General features: G+C 59.5%; 20 protein-coding genes. All 20 read right to left on the reverse strand.

What is annotated here, in order from left to right; translation table 11 throughout:
- Nucleotides 1-17: 17 nt before the first annotated feature.
- Nucleotides 18-1,223, reverse strand: coding sequence for a LysM peptidoglycan-binding domain-containing protein (locus SIB38_RS08415; protein WP_294117433.1), 1,206 nt, complete (start codon nt 1,221-1,223; stop codon nt 18-20).
- A 127-nt stretch (nt 1,224-1,350) separates the two neighbouring features.
- Nucleotides 1,351-2,007, reverse strand: a complete 657-nt coding sequence (locus tag SIB38_RS08420; RefSeq protein ID WP_294117435.1) for a protein-L-isoaspartate(D-aspartate) O-methyltransferase — start codon at nt 2,005-2,007, stop codon at nt 1,351-1,353.
- Nucleotides 2,004-2,786, reverse strand: a complete 783-nt coding sequence (gene surE, locus SIB38_RS08425; RefSeq protein WP_294117436.1) for a 5'/3'-nucleotidase SurE — start codon at nt 2,784-2,786, stop codon at nt 2,004-2,006. Before surE ends, SIB38_RS08420 begins: the two co-directional genes overlap by 4 nt.
- A gap of 112 nt (nt 2,787-2,898) precedes the next feature.
- The gene (locus SIB38_RS08430; protein ID WP_294117438.1) at nt 2,899-3,573 is read right to left on the reverse strand and encodes an SDR family NAD(P)-dependent oxidoreductase; all 675 of its coding nucleotides are present in this window, start codon (nt 3,571-3,573) and stop codon (nt 2,899-2,901) included.
- A 95-nt stretch (nt 3,574-3,668) separates the two neighbouring features.
- Nucleotides 3,669-3,926: a pilus assembly protein PilZ gene (locus SIB38_RS08435; RefSeq protein ID WP_294117439.1), complete on the reverse strand. Its 258-nt coding sequence runs from the start codon at nt 3,924-3,926 to the stop codon at nt 3,669-3,671.
- Nucleotides 3,927-4,065: 139 nt separating this feature from the next.
- On the reverse strand, nt 4,066-4,629 hold the full coding sequence (locus SIB38_RS08440; protein ID WP_294117442.1) for a DUF2199 domain-containing protein: 564 nt from the start codon (nt 4,627-4,629) through the stop codon (nt 4,066-4,068).
- 4 nt (nt 4,630-4,633) lie between these two features.
- A complete protein-coding gene (purF, locus tag SIB38_RS08445) occupies nt 4,634-6,163 on the reverse strand; it encodes an amidophosphoribosyltransferase (RefSeq protein WP_294117444.1) in 1,530 nt (509 codons plus the stop codon).
- A 252-nt stretch (nt 6,164-6,415) separates the two neighbouring features.
- The gene (locus tag SIB38_RS08450) at nt 6,416-6,691 is read right to left on the reverse strand and encodes a GlsB/YeaQ/YmgE family stress response membrane protein (RefSeq protein ID WP_294117447.1); all 276 of its coding nucleotides are present in this window, start codon (nt 6,689-6,691) and stop codon (nt 6,416-6,418) included.
- Nucleotides 6,692-6,713: 22 nt separating this feature from the next.
- Nucleotides 6,714-7,976 (reverse strand): TAXI family TRAP transporter solute-binding subunit, encoded by a 1,263-nt coding sequence (locus SIB38_RS08455; RefSeq protein WP_412551792.1) that lies wholly within the window; start codon nt 7,974-7,976, stop codon nt 6,714-6,716.
- 135 nt (nt 7,977-8,111) lie between these two features.
- Nucleotides 8,112-8,666 (reverse strand): CvpA family protein, encoded by a 555-nt coding sequence (locus SIB38_RS08460; RefSeq protein ID WP_294117454.1) that lies wholly within the window; start codon nt 8,664-8,666, stop codon nt 8,112-8,114.
- Between the two features lie 58 nt (nt 8,667-8,724).
- Nucleotides 8,725-10,092, reverse strand: a complete 1,368-nt coding sequence (gene radA, locus SIB38_RS08465) for a DNA repair protein RadA (RefSeq protein ID WP_294117456.1) — start codon at nt 10,090-10,092, stop codon at nt 8,725-8,727.
- A gap of 17 nt (nt 10,093-10,109) precedes the next feature.
- Nucleotides 10,110-10,544, reverse strand: a complete 435-nt coding sequence (locus tag SIB38_RS08470; RefSeq protein WP_294117457.1) for a paraquat-inducible protein A — start codon at nt 10,542-10,544, stop codon at nt 10,110-10,112.
- A gap of 144 nt (nt 10,545-10,688) precedes the next feature.
- Nucleotides 10,689-11,909 carry an HlyD family efflux transporter periplasmic adaptor subunit gene (locus SIB38_RS08475; RefSeq protein ID WP_412551793.1) on the reverse strand — a complete coding sequence of 407 codons (1,221 nt, stop codon included), beginning with the start codon at nt 11,907-11,909 and terminating at the stop codon, nt 10,689-10,691.
- Between the two features lie 92 nt (nt 11,910-12,001).
- Entirely contained in the window at nt 12,002-14,125 is a 2,124-nt protein-coding gene (locus tag SIB38_RS08480) for an ATP-binding cassette domain-containing protein (protein ID WP_412551794.1), read from the reverse strand.
- 7 nt (nt 14,126-14,132) lie between these two features.
- A complete protein-coding gene (locus SIB38_RS08485; RefSeq protein ID WP_412551795.1) occupies nt 14,133-16,535 on the reverse strand; it encodes a calcium-binding protein in 2,403 nt (800 codons plus the stop codon).
- 112 nt (nt 16,536-16,647) lie between these two features.
- Nucleotides 16,648-17,394, reverse strand: a complete 747-nt coding sequence (locus SIB38_RS08490; protein ID WP_294117464.1) for an ABC transporter ATP-binding protein — start codon at nt 17,392-17,394, stop codon at nt 16,648-16,650.
- The gene (locus tag SIB38_RS08495) at nt 17,391-18,176 is read right to left on the reverse strand and encodes an MlaE family ABC transporter permease (protein ID WP_294117466.1); all 786 of its coding nucleotides are present in this window, start codon (nt 18,174-18,176) and stop codon (nt 17,391-17,393) included. The genes SIB38_RS08490 and SIB38_RS08495 overlap by 4 nt, the downstream gene beginning before the upstream one ends.
- The gene (gene alr, locus SIB38_RS08500) at nt 18,173-19,210 is read right to left on the reverse strand and encodes an alanine racemase (protein ID WP_294117468.1); all 1,038 of its coding nucleotides are present in this window, start codon (nt 19,208-19,210) and stop codon (nt 18,173-18,175) included. The genes SIB38_RS08495 and alr overlap by 4 nt, the downstream gene beginning before the upstream one ends.
- Before the next feature lie 215 nt (nt 19,211-19,425).
- On the reverse strand, nt 19,426-20,916 hold the full coding sequence (locus SIB38_RS08505; protein WP_294117470.1) for a replicative DNA helicase: 1,491 nt from the start codon (nt 20,914-20,916) through the stop codon (nt 19,426-19,428).
- A gap of 194 nt (nt 20,917-21,110) precedes the next feature.
- Entirely contained in the window at nt 21,111-21,791 is a 681-nt protein-coding gene (locus SIB38_RS08510) for an orotate phosphoribosyltransferase (RefSeq protein ID WP_294117472.1), read from the reverse strand.
- Nucleotides 21,792-21,805 lie beyond the last annotated feature (14 nt).

Consider the following 21,805-nt stretch of genomic DNA (forward strand, 5'->3'; position numbering starts at 1 on the left):
GCCGACGCCTTGCCGCGTTATTTCAGGTAGGGAGCAGGGTCGACGCTGTCAAAGCCCTCGCGCACCTCAAAGTGCACAAAGCTGTTCTCCGCAGGCAACACCGCCATGCTCTGCCCGCGCTTCACGCTGGCGCCCTTCTTCACCTTCACACCGTCCACGTTGTAGTAGACCGTCATCAGATTGTTGGGGTGGCGCACCACCAAAATGGTCACGTCATCCGCGTCTTTGGTGATCGCCGCCACGGTGCCATCCGCCGCCGCCGACACCGGCGCTCCCGCGTCCGCGGCAATGTCGATGCCGTTGTTTTTGCCCTTGGAATAAGGCCGGATCACCTTGCCAGACACCGGGTAGCTCATCGCCGCTTTGCTGGCGCTTTGTTGCTGCGCCAGGTTCGGGCTCTCCGGTTTTTCAACCGGTGTCGCGGCCGCCACTGTGTTGTCTTCCGGCAAAGGCTTAGAGGCGCTTGGCGGGGTTGGCGTGGGCGAGCCTTCGCCCGGTTTGGTGGTGGTTGCCGCTGCGGTTGTGGCGGCGGCTTTGCGCTTGGCTTCCGCTTCCGGGTCCACGGGAGGGATCAGCAGGATCTGGTTCTCACGAATGGTGAAATCGCTGCCCAACCCGTTCCATTCTGCCAAAGAGCGCACAGAGACGTTGTACAGACGTGCAATAGTAAAGGCCGTCTCGCCGCGTTTCACCTTGTGGCGCACGGGCTCCACGCCTGTCTGCCCACCAGGTTTTGGCGTCGCAACCGGCTGCAGGGTCTCGGTCTCAACCGATGTATCGGCGTTGTTTATCGCGCCGCCGGCCAGCGCGGCAATGTCCACGCCGCCTGGCGCTGTCACCATGCCGGTGCCGCCGGTCGCCGCAGACGGCTCGGCCACACGGCGGGGCAGGGTGACCACTTCGCCCTCACGCAGCTGCGCGTCCAGCGCGATGCCGTTTGTGCGGCTCAACTCTTCGGCCGGAATGCCCACGCGTTGGGACACATCCGCCAGCGTGTCGCCACGTTTGGCCACCGCCACCTGATAGCTTGGATATGAGATCACACCACGATCATCCGGCTCCGGCCGCGTCGCCGTCGCGGTTTGCGCGGCCTCTGTGGTGTCCAACCCGCCGCCAAGGTCGCCGCGGAAGTCGTAATCCAGTGTGTCCAAACAGCCACTCATCACGGTCAGCGCCAATCCTGCGCCGATCAACCGGGTGTTCTTGGATGAGAAAACTGCCATCTCGATGTCCTCACATGCGGCGCCCTGTTACCGGGGGTCTGCTGCCAAAGCCGCGTCTGTTGTTCGCTTCGTTAAGCTTCCAAATGGGCGAGCCGTCACCCTTTGCCAAGGGGAAAGCCCAATCAAATCAATCATTCTCTCGTGCGACGCCCTCAAGCAGAGGCACAAAACGCACCGAGCGCAATTCGTCATAGTCCAGCCCGTTTTCCGTTTTGCGCACCCGAATAAGGCTCTGCACCGCATCCGACTGCCCCACGGGCACCACCATAATACCGCCGATCTTGAGTTGCGCCAAGAGGGGGCCGGGCGGGTCCTCTGCGGCGGCGGTCACAATGATTTTGTCAAACGGCGCCTGATCCGGGAGGCCAAAGCTGCCGTCACTGATCAGAGAGGTGATGTTCACGATGCCCAATTGGTCAAACACGCCGCGCGCCTCTTGCACCAACCGCTTGTGCCGATCCACCGTATAGACCCGCCGCGCCAGATGGCTCAGGATCGCGGCCTGATAGCCCGAGCCGGTGCCCACCTCGAGCACCTTGTCACGCGAGGTGACTTCCAAAGCTTGCGTCATCAGCCCAACTACGGAAGGCTGCGAAATGGTCTGGCCACAGGCAATCGGCAATGGCGTGTCTTCATACGCCCGCTCGGCAAACAGCCCACGCACAAACAGCCCGCGGTCTACCTGTTCCATCGCGGTCAGCACAGCAGGCTCCGTCACCCCACGCGAACGCAGGGCAAACAGGAACTGCATTTTGCGTTCAGCAAGCGCGTCAGGGTCGGTCATTCAATGCCTTTCAGCGCGGCAAGTGTGTCATGTGCCGTCAGGTCCGCGCGCATCGGTGTCACCGAGGTGTAGCCCTTCAGGTTGACGGTCGCATCGGTGCCTTCGCCAGACGGGTTCTGCTGATCGCCGCCTCGGGCCCACAGGAACCGACGCCCAGACGGCGCATTGTGCGGCTCGACCGAAAACTTGGTGCCTTGGCGCAAGCCCTGCGCCACCACCCGCGTGCCTTTGACGTCTTTGGCCAGCACAGGCGGGAAGTTCACGTTGTAAAACAAGCCATAGGGGTGGTCGTTGGCTGGATTTGCATCAAGGATCTTGCGCACAACTTCAGCGCCAAATGCGCCCGCGGCCTCAAACGGATCGTCGGCGGAGAAATTCTTCGGGCCCAGGAACTGCGACAGGGCAAAAGACGGGATGCCCTGCAAAGCGCCTTCAATCGCCGCGCCCAACGTGCCGGAATAAAGCGCATTTTCTGCAGAGTTGTTGCCACGGTTTACGCCGGACAGGATCAACTCGGGTGGCGCGTCTTTCATCACATCATGTACGCCGGCCAATACACAATCCGCTGGGCTGCCTTCGGCGGCAAAGCGGCGCTCGCCCATCTGGGCAATCATTGTGGGGTGGGTGTAGCTGATGCAGTGGCCCACACCGGATTGCTCAAACGCAGGCGCCACACACCAGACTTCGCCGTCAGGTCCGGCCAGCTCCGCTGCAATGCGCTCCAGAACGGCCAGTCCCGGCGCGTTGATGCCGTCGTCATTGGTGATGAGAATGCGCATGTGCCTGCCCCAATTTATCTGCTGACATCCTGTCTAGTGGAGCCATGCAAAGGGGGCAAGGCACGTGGTGTCGCTGGCCGCAACCGTTGCGGCGATGCCAGCGTTTTGAGCCCTAAAGCCCGATCTCAGCCATCAAACGCGCCGCTTCGTCGCGGGGATGCACTAGGTTGTCCTTGTCTTCGCCAGGGAAGAAACGCGCGCGGGTGCCGGTGGGCATGCCCCGAGGGCTTAAGATCGACACGTTTGGGCCGATATTGGTGGTCTCCGCCTGCCAGCTTTTGGCCAGCGCGATCTGAGCGGCTTTGGTGGCGCCATAGGAGCCAAAGAACTTCTCACCGGCGTGATTGTCCTCAAAGAACACCGCATGACCCGCATCGCCCAACAGCGGGCTCATAAATGGGATCAGACGGGCCACAGCATCCACATTGATCGACAGAGATTTCTGCCAGTCCTTGGCATCGATGTGATCGGTGGGGGTCAAAGGCGCGCCATGGGCGGCGGTGTGGATCCACAGGTCCACTTTGCCCCAACGGTCGTGGATCGAGCGGCACAGCTGCGCCATGGCATCGGCATTGGTTATGTCCATCGGTGCCAGGGTGGATTTGCCCCCTTTGGCCTGAATGCGATCGTCCAGATCTTCCAGTGCACCGGTGGTGCGGGCCACAGCCACAACGTGGTACGCGGGCACAAGCGCCTCTGCAAAAGCGGCACCAAGGCCACGTGATGCGCCGGTGATCAGCGCGATTTTCTCGCCGGAGGCGTCGGGGGTGTTGGACGTGTCACTCATAGGCCGATGCAATGCGACCAAAGCGGCACAAGGTCAAGAGGCAAGCAAGTCGCAGGGGGGACGAGAACTGCCATCTCCCCTCGCGATTTAGTTGTTTAGTTGGGCATCGACAGGCGGGTGGTGCCATGGCCTGCGTTGAGCACAATGTTGTCTTCGCCAATGGCCACCACTTTGCCGGAGGGCGTGCGGTCGCCAAGTTCAACGCGCAGGGTTTTGCCCCCTGCGGTCATCAACAAGGCGCGCGGGTTTTTCGGGCTGCCCATCACGCCAATCAAAGTCAGGCGGGAGCGGTTCTTCAGCACACCGGATTGCGTGGCCTGCGCGGCCACGTGGGAAGGAGTCTTGGAGGACATGATACTGCCTGTGTTTGTGAGCGGTGGCGGCTATATAGTTGGAGGGTCGTGAGCCGCCAGACAGACGTAACGTATTTATAGTTAAGGACCGCTAAACAGGCGGTCGATTGCCAAAGAAAAAAGGCCAATGCGGCGGATTTCAGCCCATCAGGTGCGGTCGCAGGTCCTCACCACAAGCCGCGTATATTTCCAGCAGTTGATCAAAGGAAATGCCTTCTGCCTGTGCTTGTGCCAGTGGTCCTGAATTGGCCGTCAGGTGTGGCCTCTCGGCGCCTGATTCTGCCGGTTTTAGGCCGCAAGAAATGGGCTCATCGCTTTCAAACAGCGGCAGGTCATTCATCAACCAGGCCGCGGCCCCTGCAAAGCCGGTGTCCTCGCCAGTTGCATCCAGCACGTAGGCTTTGAAGTCTTCCACCGCCAGGCTGGCCCATACGCCAAACAGAAAGACCTCGTCGCTGCCACGAATGGGCAGGGGCACCACGCAATGGACAAAGCGCAGATCGTCAAGCACACAGAGGTCGGCGGTCAACACATCGTCGCCCACCGTCAGGGTGTCACCATCAGTTAATGGGCCATGCGGCCAGCAATCCGGCTGTCCAAAGCCCATGTCAACAATGCCGCCAAAGCTACGCCCGCAGCATTTGCAGGCGTAGGTGGGATCGTTCAACCGCTGCCAGCGGCTATCAAGCGCCAGCAGGTTCACGCGCTCACCCCTGAGAAGTTGCCAAAGTGGCACCGTTCCAGCTTGCGCCGGGCGTTGGAGCCTCTTCGATCTTCTTGCTCACCCGGCTGCTGCCTTCGAGCGCGGCCAGATATTCCGGCGTCACGCCACCGGTGATGTAGTTGCCGTCAAAGCAGGAGCAATCAAAGCGTTCGATCTCTGGGTTGCCTTCTTTGGCCGCCCAAATCAGGTCTTCAAGCTTTTGGTAGAACAGCGCATCGGCGCCCAATTCCTCGCGAATTTCCTCAACGCTCATGCCATTGGCGATCAGCTCATGCTTGGTTGGCATGTCGATGCCGTAGACGTTGGGGTGCGACACAGGCGGGGAAGCCGACGCGATGTAGACCTTCTTCGCGCCTGCCTCACGGCACATCTGCACAATCTTCTTGATGGTGTTGCCGCGCACAATGCTGTCGTCAATCAACAGGATGTTGCGGCCTTCCATCTCGCGTGGAATGGCGTTCAGCTTCCGACGCACGGACTTCTGACGCTCTTCCTGGCCAGGCATAATAAACGTCCGGCCCACATAGCGGTTCTTCACAAGCGCCTCGCGATAGCGGATGCCGGTGATGTTGCTGACTTCCAAGGCAACAGGTCGCGCACTATCCGGCACAGGAATGATCGCGTCAATGTCCAAGCCGCTCTCTTGCACCTGCTTGGCCAGGGTTTTGCCCATGCGGATCTGCGCCTGATAGACAGACACGCCGTCCAGCACGCTGTCTGGGCGCGCCAAATAGACATACTCGAAGATACAAGGCGTCAACTCGCCTTCGACTGCTTGGAACTCGTGCAGATTGCCGTCCAGATCTACCAGCATTGCCTCGCCGGGCTTCAGGTCGCGAATTTTGTCAAAGCCATTGATGCCAAAGGCCACATCCTCAGACGCAAAGGCATAGTCGTCGCCGTCACCCTCTGCATCGCGCTTCGCAACGGACAGCGGGCGAATGCCGTGGGGGTCCCGGAAGGCCAACATGCCCACACCTGCGATCAGGCAGACCACGGAATAGGCGCCTTGCACGCGTTCCATGGTCATCTTCACACCGGCAAAGATGTTGCGGATCGCATCGGCGCTGCCGTTGACTTTGATGGCATCGGCAACTTTGTCGGCCAACACGTTGAGCAGGATCTCACTGTCAGAGGTGGTCCGCAGGTGGCGGGAGTATTTCCCGGTCACCTTTTCGCGCTGTGCCTCGGTGTTGGTGATATTGCCGTTGTGCACCAGATAGATGCCATAAGGCGCGTTCACAAAAAACGGCTGCGCCTCAGACGCCGACAGGCTGCCCGCCGTTGGATAGCGCACATGGCCCATACCAATGCGGCCTGTCAGGGTTTCCGCATCAGACGGCTGAAACACGTCCTTGACCAAACCATTGGCCTTGCGCTCGCGAAAGAAGCCGCCTGTGTAGGTCACCACACCCGAGGCATCCTGCCCCCGATGCTGCAACATCAAGAGACCATCGTAGATCTCTCCAAAGACGTCATGGTTTCGGTTGGCGATCCCCAAAATTCCGCACACGGGCAGGGCTCCCTTCGTCAGGTTAGGCTAATGTGATTGAGGCTGCGCAGCGAGGCACCAAAGGCGCAAATCGTGAAAGGACACATCTCAGGTGGACAAGCCTTTGCTATGCGCGGGGTGCGCCAGCTGAAAGGGTGGGAAAAACCACTGTCCACAGGGAGGCTCCGAATCCTGTTCTCGTGCTACGGCCTCTCTTAAGGGCTCCCGCCCAGCATGTCACGAAAGGATCACAAAAGCCGCGACAATCTGCGCCTAAGCCTTTTTCACCATGCGGATCAGGACCAGCACAACCGCCGCGCCCAGCATCGATTGAAACACCGAGCTGAAAAAGCCGCCACCAAAAGAGAAGCCCAAGACCGGCAGCACAAAATTGGCCAGGATCGCGCCTCCGATGCCAAGGATCACATTGCCAATCAGGCCAAACCCGCCGCCGCGCACCAGCTTGCCTGCAAGCCAACCGGCCAGGCCGCCAATGATCACTGCGCTGAAAATGCCTGAAAAAAGCTGTGCGTCTGTGGTGCCTTCCATAATGTCTCTCCTTAGCAGCCGCTTAGCTCAGCTGCGTTTCCAGATGTTTGATGCGTTTTTGGACCAGATCAATATGCATGCGCGCGTGATAGGCCGTCTGCCGGTAGGCTGGCGGCAATTTTAGCTGCGAAATCCGGTGATCCACCTCTTCCAACTCTTCGGCCATGCCGGCCAGTTCCGCTGCCGTGCACTTCGGCCCCATCTGCGCCTCGATCTCACGTATACGGCCGTAGTGTTTCCACACCTGCCAGCCACGGAAATAGGCATAAACCATGGGCAACACCCGCAAAAGCGGCAAGAGCAGGAACAGGATTGGCAGGGTTAGCAGAAACACGCGATTGACCTGCGCCGCCATCCAATAGGGCAGAAGGTTGTGCCAGGTGCTTGGCCCGTCCTCGATCAATTGCCGCGCCACGTTGTTCTCAGGGATGCCAATGCCGCGTGGCTCCGGAAACGTGCCGCGCGACGTCAGCACATCATGCCCGCGATGCAGCTCTTTCGCCGCCATGGTCAATCGGTTCACCAGCGCGGGATGCAGCTTTGGATCAATCACCAACTGCGCCTTTAACGCCAACAATTGCCGCGCCTCGCTCGGCTGCACCGGGTTCAGCGACACGCCCCCCGTAGGGACCTCCACGAGATCCGCATAGTCTAGGTGCCGGGCAATGGCGTCGGTATAGGACAGGCGCAAAATGTCGATGTCGTCATAGCCAAAGGCCTGCCGCAGATAGGGCGCCTCGATGCTGCTGACAAAAAACGCCATGTCGATGTCACCAGACCGCAACGCAAAAATTGCCTGTGAAAACCCGACATCCACCAGCGTATTGGCGTTTTTGTCCATGCCAACCGCGTCCTGAAAATCGGCAAAGGCCACGGCTGTGCCCGATCCGCGTTTGCCTGCGGCAATGGTCAGGCCCCGCCACAACGCTGGGTTGGACGGGATACTGTGTCCGCTATGTGCCAGGAAAATCATGGGCTCATAAAACACGCCGCCAATCGCCTCGGCTGTGCCTGCCGTCACGCCAACGCCGGCTTGTAAAAACGCCGCATCCACCAAATCGCTGGACATCAACTCCGCATTGTCGACCGAGCCATTGGTGTGCACGATCTGCACTTCAATGTCATCTCGCGCCAGAATGTCCCGATACCGCTCCGCCATAAGCGTATAGGCTCCGCCTTGCGTGCCCGCCGCCAGTTTCAGTTTGTTGGGCGGCAGCAACATATACATTACCAGCGTCACACAAACGGCGAGGCTCAAGGTGGTGATGAATATCCAAAGTCGCATGGTAAAGCTGCCAAAACATTCCAGTTTTCGCGACCGTAGCCCCCGCTGGCGGTGCAAACAAGAGATCAGAGCGCCACGCAGCAAAAAGCCCGCAACCGTGTGGCGCGGACTTGAGCGTTTCTGAGCTGGCTGCGCTTATTGTTCGCAGACGCCAACCAGTTCTTCATATTGTGTGGTGATCCAGCCCAGGGCCTGCTGTGGGTCACGGTCATCAATCTTGCGCGTGATGCGGCTGAACACAGCAGCCGAGCGGCTGTCATCCACCATCGCCACAGATTGGCTTGTGATCACGGTTTCATAGACAAAGAAGGCAATCGCCACGAGCAGGATGCCGCGCAGAACGCCAAAGACAAAGCCGAGACCCTGGTCGATACCGCCAAGCGCAGAGCGTTGCACAATCGAGGAAAACAGAGGCGTGAACAGCGACACCACAATCAGCGCCAGGGCAAAGACACCGGCAAAGGCGGCAATGATCGACAGTTCACAGCTGTCCGACAGATACTGCCCCAGCACTGGAATTTCCTTGACCATCGGCTGCAGCGTGCCCGCAAACATAAAGGCCAAAATCGCCGCAGCAATCCATCCCGCGATGGCCATGCCTTCGCGCACAACACCGCGGCTGTACGCCAACAGCGCTGAAACGATGATCACACCCGCGACCACGGCATCAATAATTGTGAAGCCTTCCATGTATTTCCGTCCCCTTCGACCGCCCCCGGCCTGAATTTACTTTTTAACTCTCGGCCTGTCAGCCCGCTCCGAATACCTCTCCCACAAAGCTTGCCAAATCCCCAATGCGGTTGAGATTGATGCCTTTAACCGTTGCGGACTTGCCACCTTTCGGAGCGATTGCGGACGTGAAACCAAGTTTTTGGGCTTCTTTCAACCTATTTTCCGTCTGACTGACCGATCGAAGCGCCCCTGACAGGCTGATTTCGCCAAAAACAACGGTCTCGGCGGGCAGGGCGCTGTCTTCACGCGCGGAGATCAGCGCACAGGCCACTGCGAGGTCCGCTGCCGGTTCGGAAATCTTCATGCCGCCGGCCACATTCAGGTAGACGTCCAGCCCGGCAAAGGGAATTCCGCAGCGTGATTCTAATACGGCGAGAATCATCGCCAGCCGCCCGCTGTCCCAGCCCACCACCGTGCGCCGGGACTGGCTGTGCGGCGATGGGGCCACCAGAGCCTGCAACTCAATCAACACCGGTCGCGTGCCTTCGATCCCGGCAAAAACCACGCTGCCCGGACTGGGCGCGCCGCGATCAGCCAGAAACAACGCGCTTGGGTTGCCCACTTCGGCCAAACCACGTCCGGTCATCTCAAACACGCCAATTTCGTCCGCCGGACCAAAGCGGTTTTTGACGGCGCGCAAAATCCGGAACTGATGCCCGCGTTCGCCCTCAAAGTAGAGCACGGTATCCACCATATGCTCGACCACACGGGGCCCGGCAATTTGGCCTTCTTTGGTGACATGCCCAACCAGCACAATCGCCATGCCTTTGCGTTTGGCAAAAGCGGTTAGCTCATGCGCAGCGGCCCGTACCTGACTGACCGAACCGGGCGCACTGGCCACCGAGTCGCTCCACATGGTTTGAATGGAGTCGATGATCGCCAACTGCGGTTTTTCCGCTTCTAGCGTCGTAAGAATGTCGCGCAAATTGGTATCTGCGGCGAGCAGCACCGGGCTTTCGGTCAGCCCCAAACGCTGCGCCCGCATGCGCACCTGTGCGCTGGCTTCTTCGCCGCTCACATAGATGGTTTTTACACCTTGGCGCGCAAACCGCGCTGCCGCTTGCAGCAAAAGTGTGGATTTACCGATGCCCGGATCGCCGCCCACCAGAATGGCGCTGGCCGGCACCAATCCGCCGCCAAGCACCCGGTCGAGTTCTTTGACGTTGCTCATCGTGCGTGGGGGCGGGGCTTCTTCGGTGCGCAGATCCGAGAGCTCGATCCGCCGCCCCTTGGCGGTGCCCAGCGAGGAGCCTGTGGGGCCCGCGCCAAACGGCGCCTCTTCGACAATGGTGTTCCACTCGCCACAGCCTTCACATCGGCCGGACCATTTTGAAAACTGCGCGCCACAACTGGAGCAGCTGTATTGGGTTTTGCTCTTTGCCATGTTCTCGTTTTGGACCACTACCGCTTGCGGGTCAAATGACTAATCGCCAAGGAGGCCAAAACACAGGCAGTAAAGAGATAAAGTCCCCAGCCGGTTTCCACCGTGACATGGCCAGCGCCTTTGACCAGCACGATGTAAAGCGCGATCAGGAAGACATCCGCCATCGCCAGTTTACCCAACCATTCCAGTACCGGTAAAACCTTACGCCGCATCAGCCCAAATTGGATCAGCGCCAGCCCGATGACCTTCATATAGGGCGCAAAAATCGCCAAAAAGGTCACCAAAAGCGCAAAAGCCACATCTGTGTCCCAAAGCGATTGCAACCCGGACACAATCGAAATCTCGCTCAGGCCAAACAACGGCAACACCCCCGCGCGCATCAGCGGCGCAAACCATGCAATGGGAAACAGAATCAGCAAAGACAGGTTGGTCAGGCGCAAAGCATGGGGCATGCGTTAGAGCTAAGCGCATCGCCTTACAGGTGCAAGCGGCGCAACTCGGGGAATTTTCCCGTCTGATTCCCGGGAAATGATCTCTGACTTGATGACGCTGCCCAAAAAGGGGGGGAACGTATCGCTTATCGTGGTCGGCGCCCCTCAATCCTGCATGGCTTGGCTCAGAAACCGCAAAAACGGCCCCACCAGATAATCCGCAAAGGTCACTTGACGTCCCGTGAACACCAAATGGACCGGCATGTCGCTTGCCAGGTTCAGATGTTGGCCCATTTCGGCTCGCAGGTTTGCTTCGTCCTCGGGGTGCATGGCAGCCACGCCATCATAGCCAACCACGCGCCCTTCGTGGTCCCGCCGCGCCTCTGGAGAGAGGGACGTTAGCGTTATGCGCACCCTTGGATGGTTGCGCTGGGGCAGGCCAGTCACTGTCAGATACCCGTTTATGCCCACCCGCAATTGATCGATGGCTTGCGGGCTGGCGGTGAACGCCACGTCCAATGCTTGCGAAGGCCGCGCCAGTGTCACCACGGTGTCCCCCTGGGCGACAACCATCGCTGCGGTGTCATAAGGCAGGGCCGTTACCACCCCGTCATCCGGTGCCCTGATCTCCGCCTGCGCAATCTGTGCGGAGAGGCGCAAGGCTTGCAGGCGCAACCTTGGTATGGCCTCTTCCAACTGTGCCTGTCGGTCCAGGATCTCCTGACGGAACTCCAGCTTGTCCCGCGCCATTTGCAGTCTGGCCTGCGTGGCCTGACTCTCCAAAGACGCCAGTTCGGCCTGTTCCCGCGCCAGGTTGGCCTGCACGTCCAGAATGCTCTCATGCAAGGCCTCAGTGTCAGCTGTTCTTAAAGTACCTTGGGCGGCCAGAGTGGCATAACGCTCCAATCGGTCTCGCATTGAGTTTTCGCGACTTTGTAGATGCTCCATACTGGCGCGATGCTGCTCCGTTTGGGAGTGCAGAGACGCTTCAAGCTGTAGGGTCATCTCCGCGCCCAGGTCCAAAACGTCCTGTTTCGCTTTCATCCGGCGCAGGGCCAATCGGGTCTGAGGACTCAAACCCTCAGTGTCCTCCACCGTCAGAGTTCCGGCCAGCGCGGCTGCCAACGCGCGGCGTTCTTCCTGCATTGGGGCCAAGGCCGCCTGCAGTTCACGTAATTCCGCCGCCGCGTCGGACACATCCAGCTGGATCAACAGCTGCCCCTGTTCCACGGGTGTGTGCAGTTTTACAAACACTTCGGCAATTTTGCCGCCAAAGCGGTGCTGGATGTCTAGGCTGGGCTGTCGCGCATCTAAGTGACCTAACGCGGGAATTGACGTGGCCAAAGGTGCCAGAACCGCCCAACATCCAAAGGCACCAAGGGTCACAACTATGGCCCAAAACCCAATCCAAAGCGGTCGAGAGACCTGGGTTGGGAGAGCCTGGTCAGGGATTGACCCACGGGTGTCTGGTGCAAGCGTCAATGTGCCATCATCCCACTGAGTGTTTTTGCGGTTGTCGAAACGGCAGCGCGATACACAGCCTGTCCATCAACATTACGCACGTCAAATCCCTTGCTCATCTGGCTGAGCACAGCCATGGCGGCCTCGTCGCGTGGCAGGTCGGACATTTTGGCATCCGGCTGACGCAATAGGCGCGCAATTTTCTGCAACTTCCGGTCGGCCTTGGTAGCCCGGTTTTCGGTTAGGGTGATTTCGCAGCTGCGATCATTGAGGAAGCGAAACTGGAACACTGCGGCTCTTGGAGTGTCCGGTGGGCCATCTGATAAAGCCAGGTTAAAGAGTTCGCTCGCGACCATTTCAGCGCGCTGAGACAAGTCCGCATCGTTGCTGCGAGAAAACTGAGCGCCAACCCAATCGGTCACATCCTGCAGGCTGGCCTCCAGCAGCGGGACGTCCAATCGGCGTCGCCCTCCGCTCATGCGCCCCAACACATCGCTGCGCGGACCAAAATCCGCCATTCGACCGTTTTCCAGCGCCAGTACCTGATCGGCCAACCCCATCAAGCCAGAACGATGGATCACCATCACAATGGTTGTGTTTTGCTTTTTGAGCCGCGCCAAAACAGCGCAGAGCTGGCGCTCGCCTGCCGCATCCAACAGCGCGTTGGGTTCGTCCAGAAACAGATATTTTGGTTGGTGGAAAATTGCGCGGGCCAAAGCCACCCGCTGCTTTTGCCCCGCTGACAGAACATAAGGCGTTGCGCCGATGTCGGTGTCATAAGAGTTAGGCAGGGCTGAGATCAATCCATGCACCCCGGCGGTTTGCGCGGCGGCTACTATGGCGGCATCCTCGGGAGACGCCGCAAAGCCGGCGATGTTTTCTGCCAGAGTGCCGTGAAACAGCTGCGCCTGCTGCGGCAAATATCCGATAAACGCGGTCTGGCTCTGCAACGGCAACGTGGAAACTTCTGTTTCCTCCAGCCAGACCGTGCCAATGGGGCAGGGCGTGACCCCGGCCAGCGCTTCAAGCAAGGTGGATTTGCCGCTGCCTGAGGCGCCGACTATGGCAAGGCAACTGCCGGGTGGAAGGGCAAAGTTGATCCGGTCGAGACGGGGCGGAGCGCCGCCACCTGTTGGGAAAATGAGTCCCTCACAGCGGAGCGCGCCGTTTAACTTGGCAATATTCGTGCTGGTTTTTGTGGTGGGAACAGGCAAATTACCCAGCTTCTTCAAAGATTGGGCCGCCTGCTTTAGATTGTCAACGCTGGCAAAAGCCGCTTCAAGGCTGCTCACAGTTTTGGTGAGGATCAGGCTGGTAGCGATCATGCCGCCCGCGCTGAGATCGCCTTGAACCACTAACGCAGCACCTAGGCTGAGCCCCAAAAGCTGGGTCAAACTGCGCAGGTATGCTTCAAGATTGGCGCTGATAACGCGTAAGGGAGATAGCTGATCCTCAAGGCTGCTGCGCTGGCCAAGAGCGGCCACAAAGCGCGCGAGCAGATTGTGACTTAACTCGCCCAAGGCCGGTTGGCTGCTGACCTGCTGCGCATCTTGCATGCTGCGGGATTCTTGCGCCTGTGCTGACAAAAGCGCGGTGGAAGGCGCGGCGGCCATCGCATGATACGTCAGACGCAGCGCCGCAGCTATGGCAATGAGTGCCGCTGCCAAACCTGCAAACCAGGGATGTATGGCCCAGAGCACCAATGTGAACACCGGCAGCCAAGGTAGGCTGAGCGCGGCGCGTGCAGCAGGTCCGTCCAACGCGGATTTGAGGTGCCCCACCATGGACAGGTAGTCCTGCTTTTGCTCGGGCGGACGGGAGAGCACAAGCGGCGCGCAAAGCCGCTCGCTCCAGCGGGCCACCCGTCCAAGGCTGAGGTCGCGTAATCCGTCGACGATGGCTTGCAGCAGAAGTGCAAGCGCCGCCACGCCCAAAAGCAGCGCGAGCGTGTGTCGGTTCCCGGTTGGCAAAACACGGTCCAACACCTGCATCATGAAGATCGGGCTAACCAGAATGGCAAGATTTGAGATGGCGCTGAGCACAAGCAGCGGCACGATCAGGCGGTTGATTTGGCGCAGCGCCGCGCCCGAGCCGGACGCATTCCGGTCGGGTGGGGAGGTCCCCAGGGTTGGTTCAGACATGATCACCTCACAGCAGGAAGTTGCTTTCGTCCAGATCGCCTGGATCGACCGACTTCAGGATCAGCCGGTCGCCGCTTTCCCCGCCTGTCAAGGCGCTCAGATCGATGACCGTGGCCCAGCCCTTGTCCTGAATATGTGCCACAAGGTCGGCGTACTGCAGACCATAGCTGCTCAAATCGATCACATCGTGGTCCACTTCGAAATCGTGGATCATGTCACGTCCGCCGCCGGCCTGGGTGACAAAGGTGTCGGCATCGCCGTCTTTCCACCAATTGCCGCCCCACAGGTGGTCATTGCCTTCTCCTCCTTGCAGCGTGTCGGCCCCCTCACCGCCAACCAGCTTGTCGGTTCCGGATCCGCCATCCAGCGAGTCATCGCCAGAGCGCCCGTGCAGAAAATCTCGCCCGGCATCACCGTGCCCTTCATCATCACCGGCACCAAGAATAATCCTGTCGTCACCGGTCCCGCCTGAGGCCGTGTCATCTCCGGAGCCGCCAAACAGTTTGTCGTTGCCGCTGTCACCATACATCAGGTCGTCGTCTTTGCCGCCTTGCACTGTGTCATTGCCGCCGCCGCCATGCAGCGTGTCGTCCCCGTCACCGCCGCGCAGCTTGTCGTTGCCACCTGCTGAGCCCATGACAATGGGGTCGCGGATCAGCACGGTGCCGTCCGGATCGACCGGCGCAAAGGGATCGGGTGCGCGCGGATCTACCGCGCCGTCGTTGCTGCCGGTGCTTTGGGCTTCGGCCATGAATTCTGCGTAGGCTGCCTGATCCGCCCAATCGACCTCCACGCGGTAGATGGCGCCTGAGGCACCGGTGCTGCCGTCAAGATCATGGTCGCCGCGGTTCAGGCCAAAATAGAGGTTGCCGTCCCCATCCAGAAACACCGCGCCATAGGCTCCTTTGGGCATGCCGGCTGTCATTTCGTCGTCATAGAGCGTGGCACTTATGTCGACTGACGTGATGTGCGGTGCACCGCCACTGGGCACATCTGACAGGTCGATGCGATGCACGGCGCCGGCCTCGCCATTGCGCCCCGGAGATTCCACCGCGTAAAAGGCATCATCTTTGGCATTATACGCAACATCATAGGCGCGCCCGCCAAACAAGCCATTGGGCAGGTCAAAACTTGTCGCTAAAGGATTGCCACTGGCGTCCAGAGCGTTCACGTCGATCATCGTGACGCGGTTCAGGCTGCTCTGGAAGGTCCAGAGATTGCCCGCGTCATCGAAATCGCCAACGTAATCCGCCACCGGGGTTTCCCCCACTCGATAGGCGTGGCCTTCGGCATCCACCATCACCAGATCGCGGATGCTCACAGGGTTGCCCAATGCGTCCACGCCATTGGCCTTGGCGATGCCATAGATCAGATCGTCCTCGGTGTTGAACCCAATGGCATTGATCCGCAAGCCAGTTGGGTCTCCCGCGAGCTCATACTGCTCGGTTTCCGGATCAAACACGTTCAATTGCCCGTCGATCATCTGGAACAGTTTGGATTGCCCTGGCGCAAAGGCTGCCACCTCAACGCTATCTCCACCAAGGTTGATCTCTTTGAGGTAGATAAAGATCGGCCCGTCCATATTGATGTCCGGTCCGCTGTTTTCCGGCGGCACCTCGCGCAGGGTCAATCCGCCCGCATCGCCACTGCCGCTGACCTCAAAGATGTGGGTTTCAAACACACCGGAGGTGGTGGATACGGTGCCAATCACCTCGCCATTCCACAGCAGCTCAACGCTGCCACTGGTGGCGCCGCCTGCCAGATTGGCGGCCAATTCGAAGCTTATGGTATATGTCTCGCCCATCTGCGTGGCGACTGATTGCGACAGCGTGCCTTCCGCGTCCCGGGTCCATCCACCCTCGGCAAGTTGCCCCAATGTTGCGGCGCCCGACGCGCCGCCCGCAAGCAGGTTGCCGTCTTGCAGGTCGCCATAGACCAGATCGTTGCCATCTCCGGCATTCACGGTGTCCGCGCCAAGTCCGCCCTGGGCCAGGTCGTTGCCGGTTTCCAGGTTCAGCACATCATTGCCCGCGCCGCCGTCCACCGTGTCACGCCCGGTGCCCGCGTTCACGGTGTCCGCGCCAGCCCCGGACACCAGGCTGTCATTGCCGCCGTTGCCTAGCACCACATCGTCACCGGCACCTGTGCTGATCACATCATCATAGGCACGGTTTTCGGCGTCGCCGTTGCTGACAATGGCGTCCGGATTATACACCCAACGTCCGTCAATGTAGACCCACTCGCGCCCAACCATGTCGCCCGCGACAAGGTCATTGCCATCCCCGGAGGTCAGTGTGTCACTGCCTGCATGGCCGTTGACACTGTCAACGCCGTCGCCCGTGGTGATGCTGTCGTCGCCGGTTGTGCCCACAACTGGAGTGACCGGCGGCTGCGGCTCGTTCTCTGACATACCCGAATTACCTTTTACCAAAACACAGCGAACATTGTGCGAACAAAAGGTTAGGAAAAGGTGAATCGCGCCTAACGCGCGCGGCTTGTTCAGAGAGCTCGTCAGAGTTCTTCTATCTTACCGCCTCAATCGGCCCTTCTGCTGAGCCGGAAATAAACTGTGTCAGATAAGGATCGCCGCTGGCGTCCATCTGGCTCACCGGGCCGGTCCATTGGATCACCCCGCCATGCAGCATCGCCACGTTGTCGGCAATTGCGCGCACAGAGCTCATGTCGTGGGTGATGGTCATCGCCGTGGCGCCCATCTCTACCACAATCTCGCGGATCAAGTCATTGATCACACCGGACATAATGGGGTCGAGGCCGGTGGTTGGCTCGTCAAAAAAGATGATCTCCGGCTCCGCCGCAATGGCGCGGGCCAGCCCCACGCGTTTCTGCATCCCGCCAGACAGCTCAGACGGGTAAAGATCCGCCACATCAGGCGTCAACCCCACCCGGCGCAGCTTCTCAATGGCGATCTCTCGCGCTTCTTCCTTGGGGCGTTTCAGACTGCCCCGCAACAGGCGGAACGCCACGTTTTGCCAAACGGTCATGCTGTCAAACAGCGCGCCGCCCTGAAACAACATGCCAAACCGCGCGAGAAAGGCATCGCGATCCCCTTGGGTGGCGTTTTGCCCATCCACGGTGATCGTGCCGCTGTCTGGCGTGATTAGCCCAAGCACGGACTTCAACATCACCGATTTCCCGGTGCCGGACCCGCCAATAATCACCATCGAACTGCCCTTGGCAATTTCGAGATTCACCCCTTGCAGCACCCGTTTGGGGCCAAAGCGTTTATGCACATTGTCAAACTGGATCATGAGGCAAAGAACAGGCTGGTCAGAAGGAAGTTGGCTGCCAGGATCATCACCGCGGCGGCTTGTACGGAGCTTTTGGTGGCCCGGCCCACGCCCTGGGCGCCACGACCAGAATGCATCCCGGCATAGCAGCCCATCACGGCGGCAATTCCGCCAAACACGGAGCCCTTCACAAGGCTGGAGACCACGTCATTGACCTGCAGGAAGTCGGCAGTGTTGCGGATATAGGTCGCGGGATTGAAGCCCAGCGTTTCCGTCGCCACCAGAAACCCGCCATAGATGCCAATGATGTCGCCAATGCCCACCAGCGCAGGCACCACCAGAATGGCAGCCATCACGCGTGGGGCAACAAGGTACTTCATTGGATGGGTCGAGAGGGTCACCAGCGCGTCAATCTGCTCGGTCACCTTCATCGTAGCAATCTCGGCGGCAATCGAGCTGGTCACGCGGGCGGCGACCATCAGGCCCACCAGGACCGGGCCAAGCTCGCGCACCATGCCAATCGCCACAATCTGCGGCACCACGCTTTCCACGGAAAACCGCGAACTGCCGTCATAGATTTGCAAAGCCAACGCACCACCGGTGAAAATCGCGGTCATGCCCACCACCGGCAGGCTTAACCAGCCGATGTTAAACAGCGCGCTCAAAAACTCGCGGCCGTAAAACGGCGGGCGGAAAATATGGCTCAGCGCGCCCCAGACAAACAGCACGACCTCCCCAAAGGAGGTCAGCATGCCAAGCGTGCTACGCCCAATCGCATTGAGGGGAGCCACAATCAGCTTCATGAAGATTTGTACCGGCGCTGATAGCGTTGCCCCATGGAGGTCAGGATTTCATAGCCAATGGTGCCGGCGGCATCGGCAAGCGTGTCCACCGACTGATGTTGTCCAAGCAGTTCCACCTCACGTGGCGCCTCGGACAGGTCGGTCACGTCGATGCCAATCAGGTCCATGGAAATTCGGCCAATCAGCGGGCAGCGATCCTCGCCAGCAAAGGTGGCCACTTTGCCGCTCATCGCCCGCAGGAGACCATCGGCATAACCCGCCGCAATCGTCGCAACCTTGCTGTCGCGCTCGGCAATCCAAGAATTGCCATAACCCACGCTTTCCCCTTCGGTCACGTCGCGCACCTGAATCACCGGAATACGCAGGCTGGCCACGGGCGTGGCATCCACAAACGGCATGCCGCCATATAGCCCCACACCAGGGCGGGTCAGGTCGAAGTGATAGTCATCCCCCAGAAGGATACCACCTGTCGCGGCCAGCGAGCGCGGAATGTCCAGCCCATCCGTCATCTCCTTGAACGCCGCCAGTTGTTGCGGGTTCATCGGATGCTCCGGCTCATCGGCGCAGGCCAAGTGCGACATGATTAGGGTCGGCCCGCGCTGCAACACCAGTTCTTTCACCGCTTCCCATTCTGGGGCTTCAAGGCCAAGCCGGTTCATGCCGGTGTCCAGCTGAATGCCAAAGGGATGTGCCGGCAGCGCTTCAACATGACGCACAATCTGATCCACCGAGTTCAACATCGGGGTGAGATGCATGTCACTGATCATATCGGTGTCGCCGCGCATATGACCGCCAAAGATGTTGATCTCCGGATCCGGTCCCACCGCTTGGCGCAGGCTGGCACCTTCTTCGGCGGCGGCGACAAAAAAGCGGGTCACACCAGCGCGCATCAGCGCCCGCGCCACTCGGTCCGCGCCAAGTCCGTATCCGTCGGCTTTCACCACCGCGGCGGTGGTCACTTCCGTCTGTGCATCCAGCGCCCGCCAATTGCTGATCAGGGCGTCGAGGTCGATTGTCAAAGTTGCAGTAGCCATGACGGTGTTTGTTGACGTCTGACCCCGCGAGGTCAAGGCCAAAGGCGGTGCGTTTTTCCCCGTTGCTGCGAACTGTGGCTTAACATTTGCTGCTTGCGGCGCGTCGGAAATACGCACCTCCGCAAAACAGTCGGAAAACCGACAGAATACCGACGTGCAAATCGCCGCTAAAACCGCAGGTTAACGCGGCGATTCGAGGGGGAGGGACAGGGCGCTTAGAACTCGTCTCCGCCGCCGTCCTGTTGCCAGGGCTGAACAAGGTTGCCAAAGCGGGTGTACTGCCCTTCAAACGACAGTTCCACCGTCCCAATAGGGCCGTGACGCTGCTTACCCAGGATCACCTCGGCTTTGCCGTGCAACCGCTCCATACGTTCCTGCCAGGCCGCCATCTCGTCCAGCCGGTCATCGGACGGCTTTTCCCGCTCCACATAGTACTCTTCGCGGAACACAAACATCACCACGTCGGCATCCTGCTCAATCGAGCCAGATTCCCGCAAGTCACTGAGCTGAGGGCGTTTATCGTCCCGGCTCTCCACCGTACGCGACAGCTGGGACAGGCCAATCACCGGAATGTTGAGTTCCTTGGCAATTGCCTTCATGCCCATAGAAATCTCACCAATTTCCTGCACCCGGTTGTCCGCCGTACCACGACACAGCTGCAAATAGTCGATGATCAGCAGGTCCAGACCATGGGTCCGTTTCAGGCGTCGCGCCCGTGCCGCGAGCTGCGCAATCGGCAGGGCAGGGGTGTCATCGATGTAGAGCGGACAGGCCTCAAGGTCTTTTGCCGCTTGCACAAATCGGCGGAACTCCTCCTCGGTCATGTCCCCTTTACGGATCTGCTCAGACGGGATCTCCGCCGCCTCAGACAAGATACGTGCCGCAAGCTGTTCGGCTGACATTTCGAGGCTACAGAAGGCCACCACGCCACCTTCAACAGCGCCCTCGCTGCCGTCCGGTTTTATGCCTTTTTTATAAGCCTTTGCGACGTTAAACGCGAGGTTTGTGGCCAGCGAAGTTTTGCCCATCGAGGGGCGTCCGGCGAGGATCAAAAGGTCCGATGGGTGCAGGCCGCCAAGCTTCTTGTCGAGGTCAATCAGACCGGTGGAAATCCCGGCTAGACCACCGTCTCGCTGGTAAGCTGCGTTGGCCGTATTCACCGCCTCGGTCACCGCCTTCAGGAAGGACACATAGCCCCGCTCTGCAGAACCTTGTTCCGACAGCTTGTAGAGCGCCTGTTCGGCCTCCACGATCTGCTCTTTTGGCTCCAGCTTGATGTCCGCTTTCTTGGCCTTGGACGCGATGTTGTTGCCCAGATCAATCAACTCACGGCGCATCGCCATGTCATAGATCATCTGCGCGTAATCCGCTGCGGCAAAAGAAGAAATTGCCGATCCGGCCAGTCGGACCAGATAGGCCGGGCCGCCCAATTCGATCAGGCCAGGGTCGTCTTCTAGGAAGGCTTTAAGAGTAACCGGTGACGCCAGATTGTTCTTCGCAATCCGGGCTGCCGCAATCTCGTAAATGCGCGAATGCACAGGCTCGTAGAAATGCGACGAGTTGATCACAGAGGCAACGCGATCAAAAATATCGTTGTTGGTCAGAATCGCCCCCAGAAGCTGTTGCTCAGCCTCGATGGAGTGCGGCAGCGCCTCAATTTCTGCAGATGCGGTTTCGCCCGAATTGATGCTCGCGATTTCGTTCATGTCTGTCCCCAATTGCCCCACCCGGCTGGTTCTAAACCAGCGGACTCAAACTGGGCAACTTGTATGTTTTTGTGGATCGCCTGTGGATAACTTCGCCCGCCCCGATATTGTCTGGACGGGCGTGGATGCGTCAACATCTAGTGGTTTTGAGGCGTTTTCACGCCTCAAATATGCTCGGAATTCCGCCGAAAATCTCAGGAGCCCTTTCGGGCTTCCTGCCATGCGCGTGGGTCCTTCAAGAAGGTCTCCACTTCGTTCAGCGTCTCTTCGGAGAAGACACCTTGCGCTTTGGCTTCTGCCAGCACGTCCCACCAGGTACAGAGATAGTGCAGCGCCACGCCGTGATCGCCCAATGTCTTCTCGGTTTCCGGGAAGATGTCATAGTAAAAAATCACTGCCGTGTTGCCACAGGTTGCGCCGGTCTCACGGATCGCATCGACAAAGGACAGTTTGGAGCCGCCATCGGTCGTCAGATCTTCCACCAATAGCACGCGCTCGCCTTCGCTCATCGCGCCTTCGATACGCGCGTTTTTGCCGTAACCCTTTGGTTTTTTGCGCACATACGTCATCGGCAGCGCCATGCGCTCTGCTACCAATGCGGCAAACGGAATGCCTGCGGTTTCACCGCCAGCGATGTTGTCAAACGCCTCAAAACCGGCCTCCCGCATCACGGTGACGGTCATGAAATCCATCAAGGTCGCACGGATGCGCGGGAAGGAGATCAGTTTGCGGCAGTCAATGTAGCTTGGGCTCGGGAGCCCAGAGGCCAGCGTATAGGGCTCATCGGTGTTGAAGTTCACCGCACCAATTTCCAGCAGCATGCGGGCTGTTAGGCGGGCGATTTCTTCTTTTGGCGGAAAGGCAGTTGGGATCATTTGGGCATCCTTTG

Source organism: Shimia sp. MIT910701 (genome assembly GCF_047126315.1).
Lineage (GTDB): Bacteria > Pseudomonadota > Alphaproteobacteria > Rhodobacterales > Rhodobacteraceae > Shimia.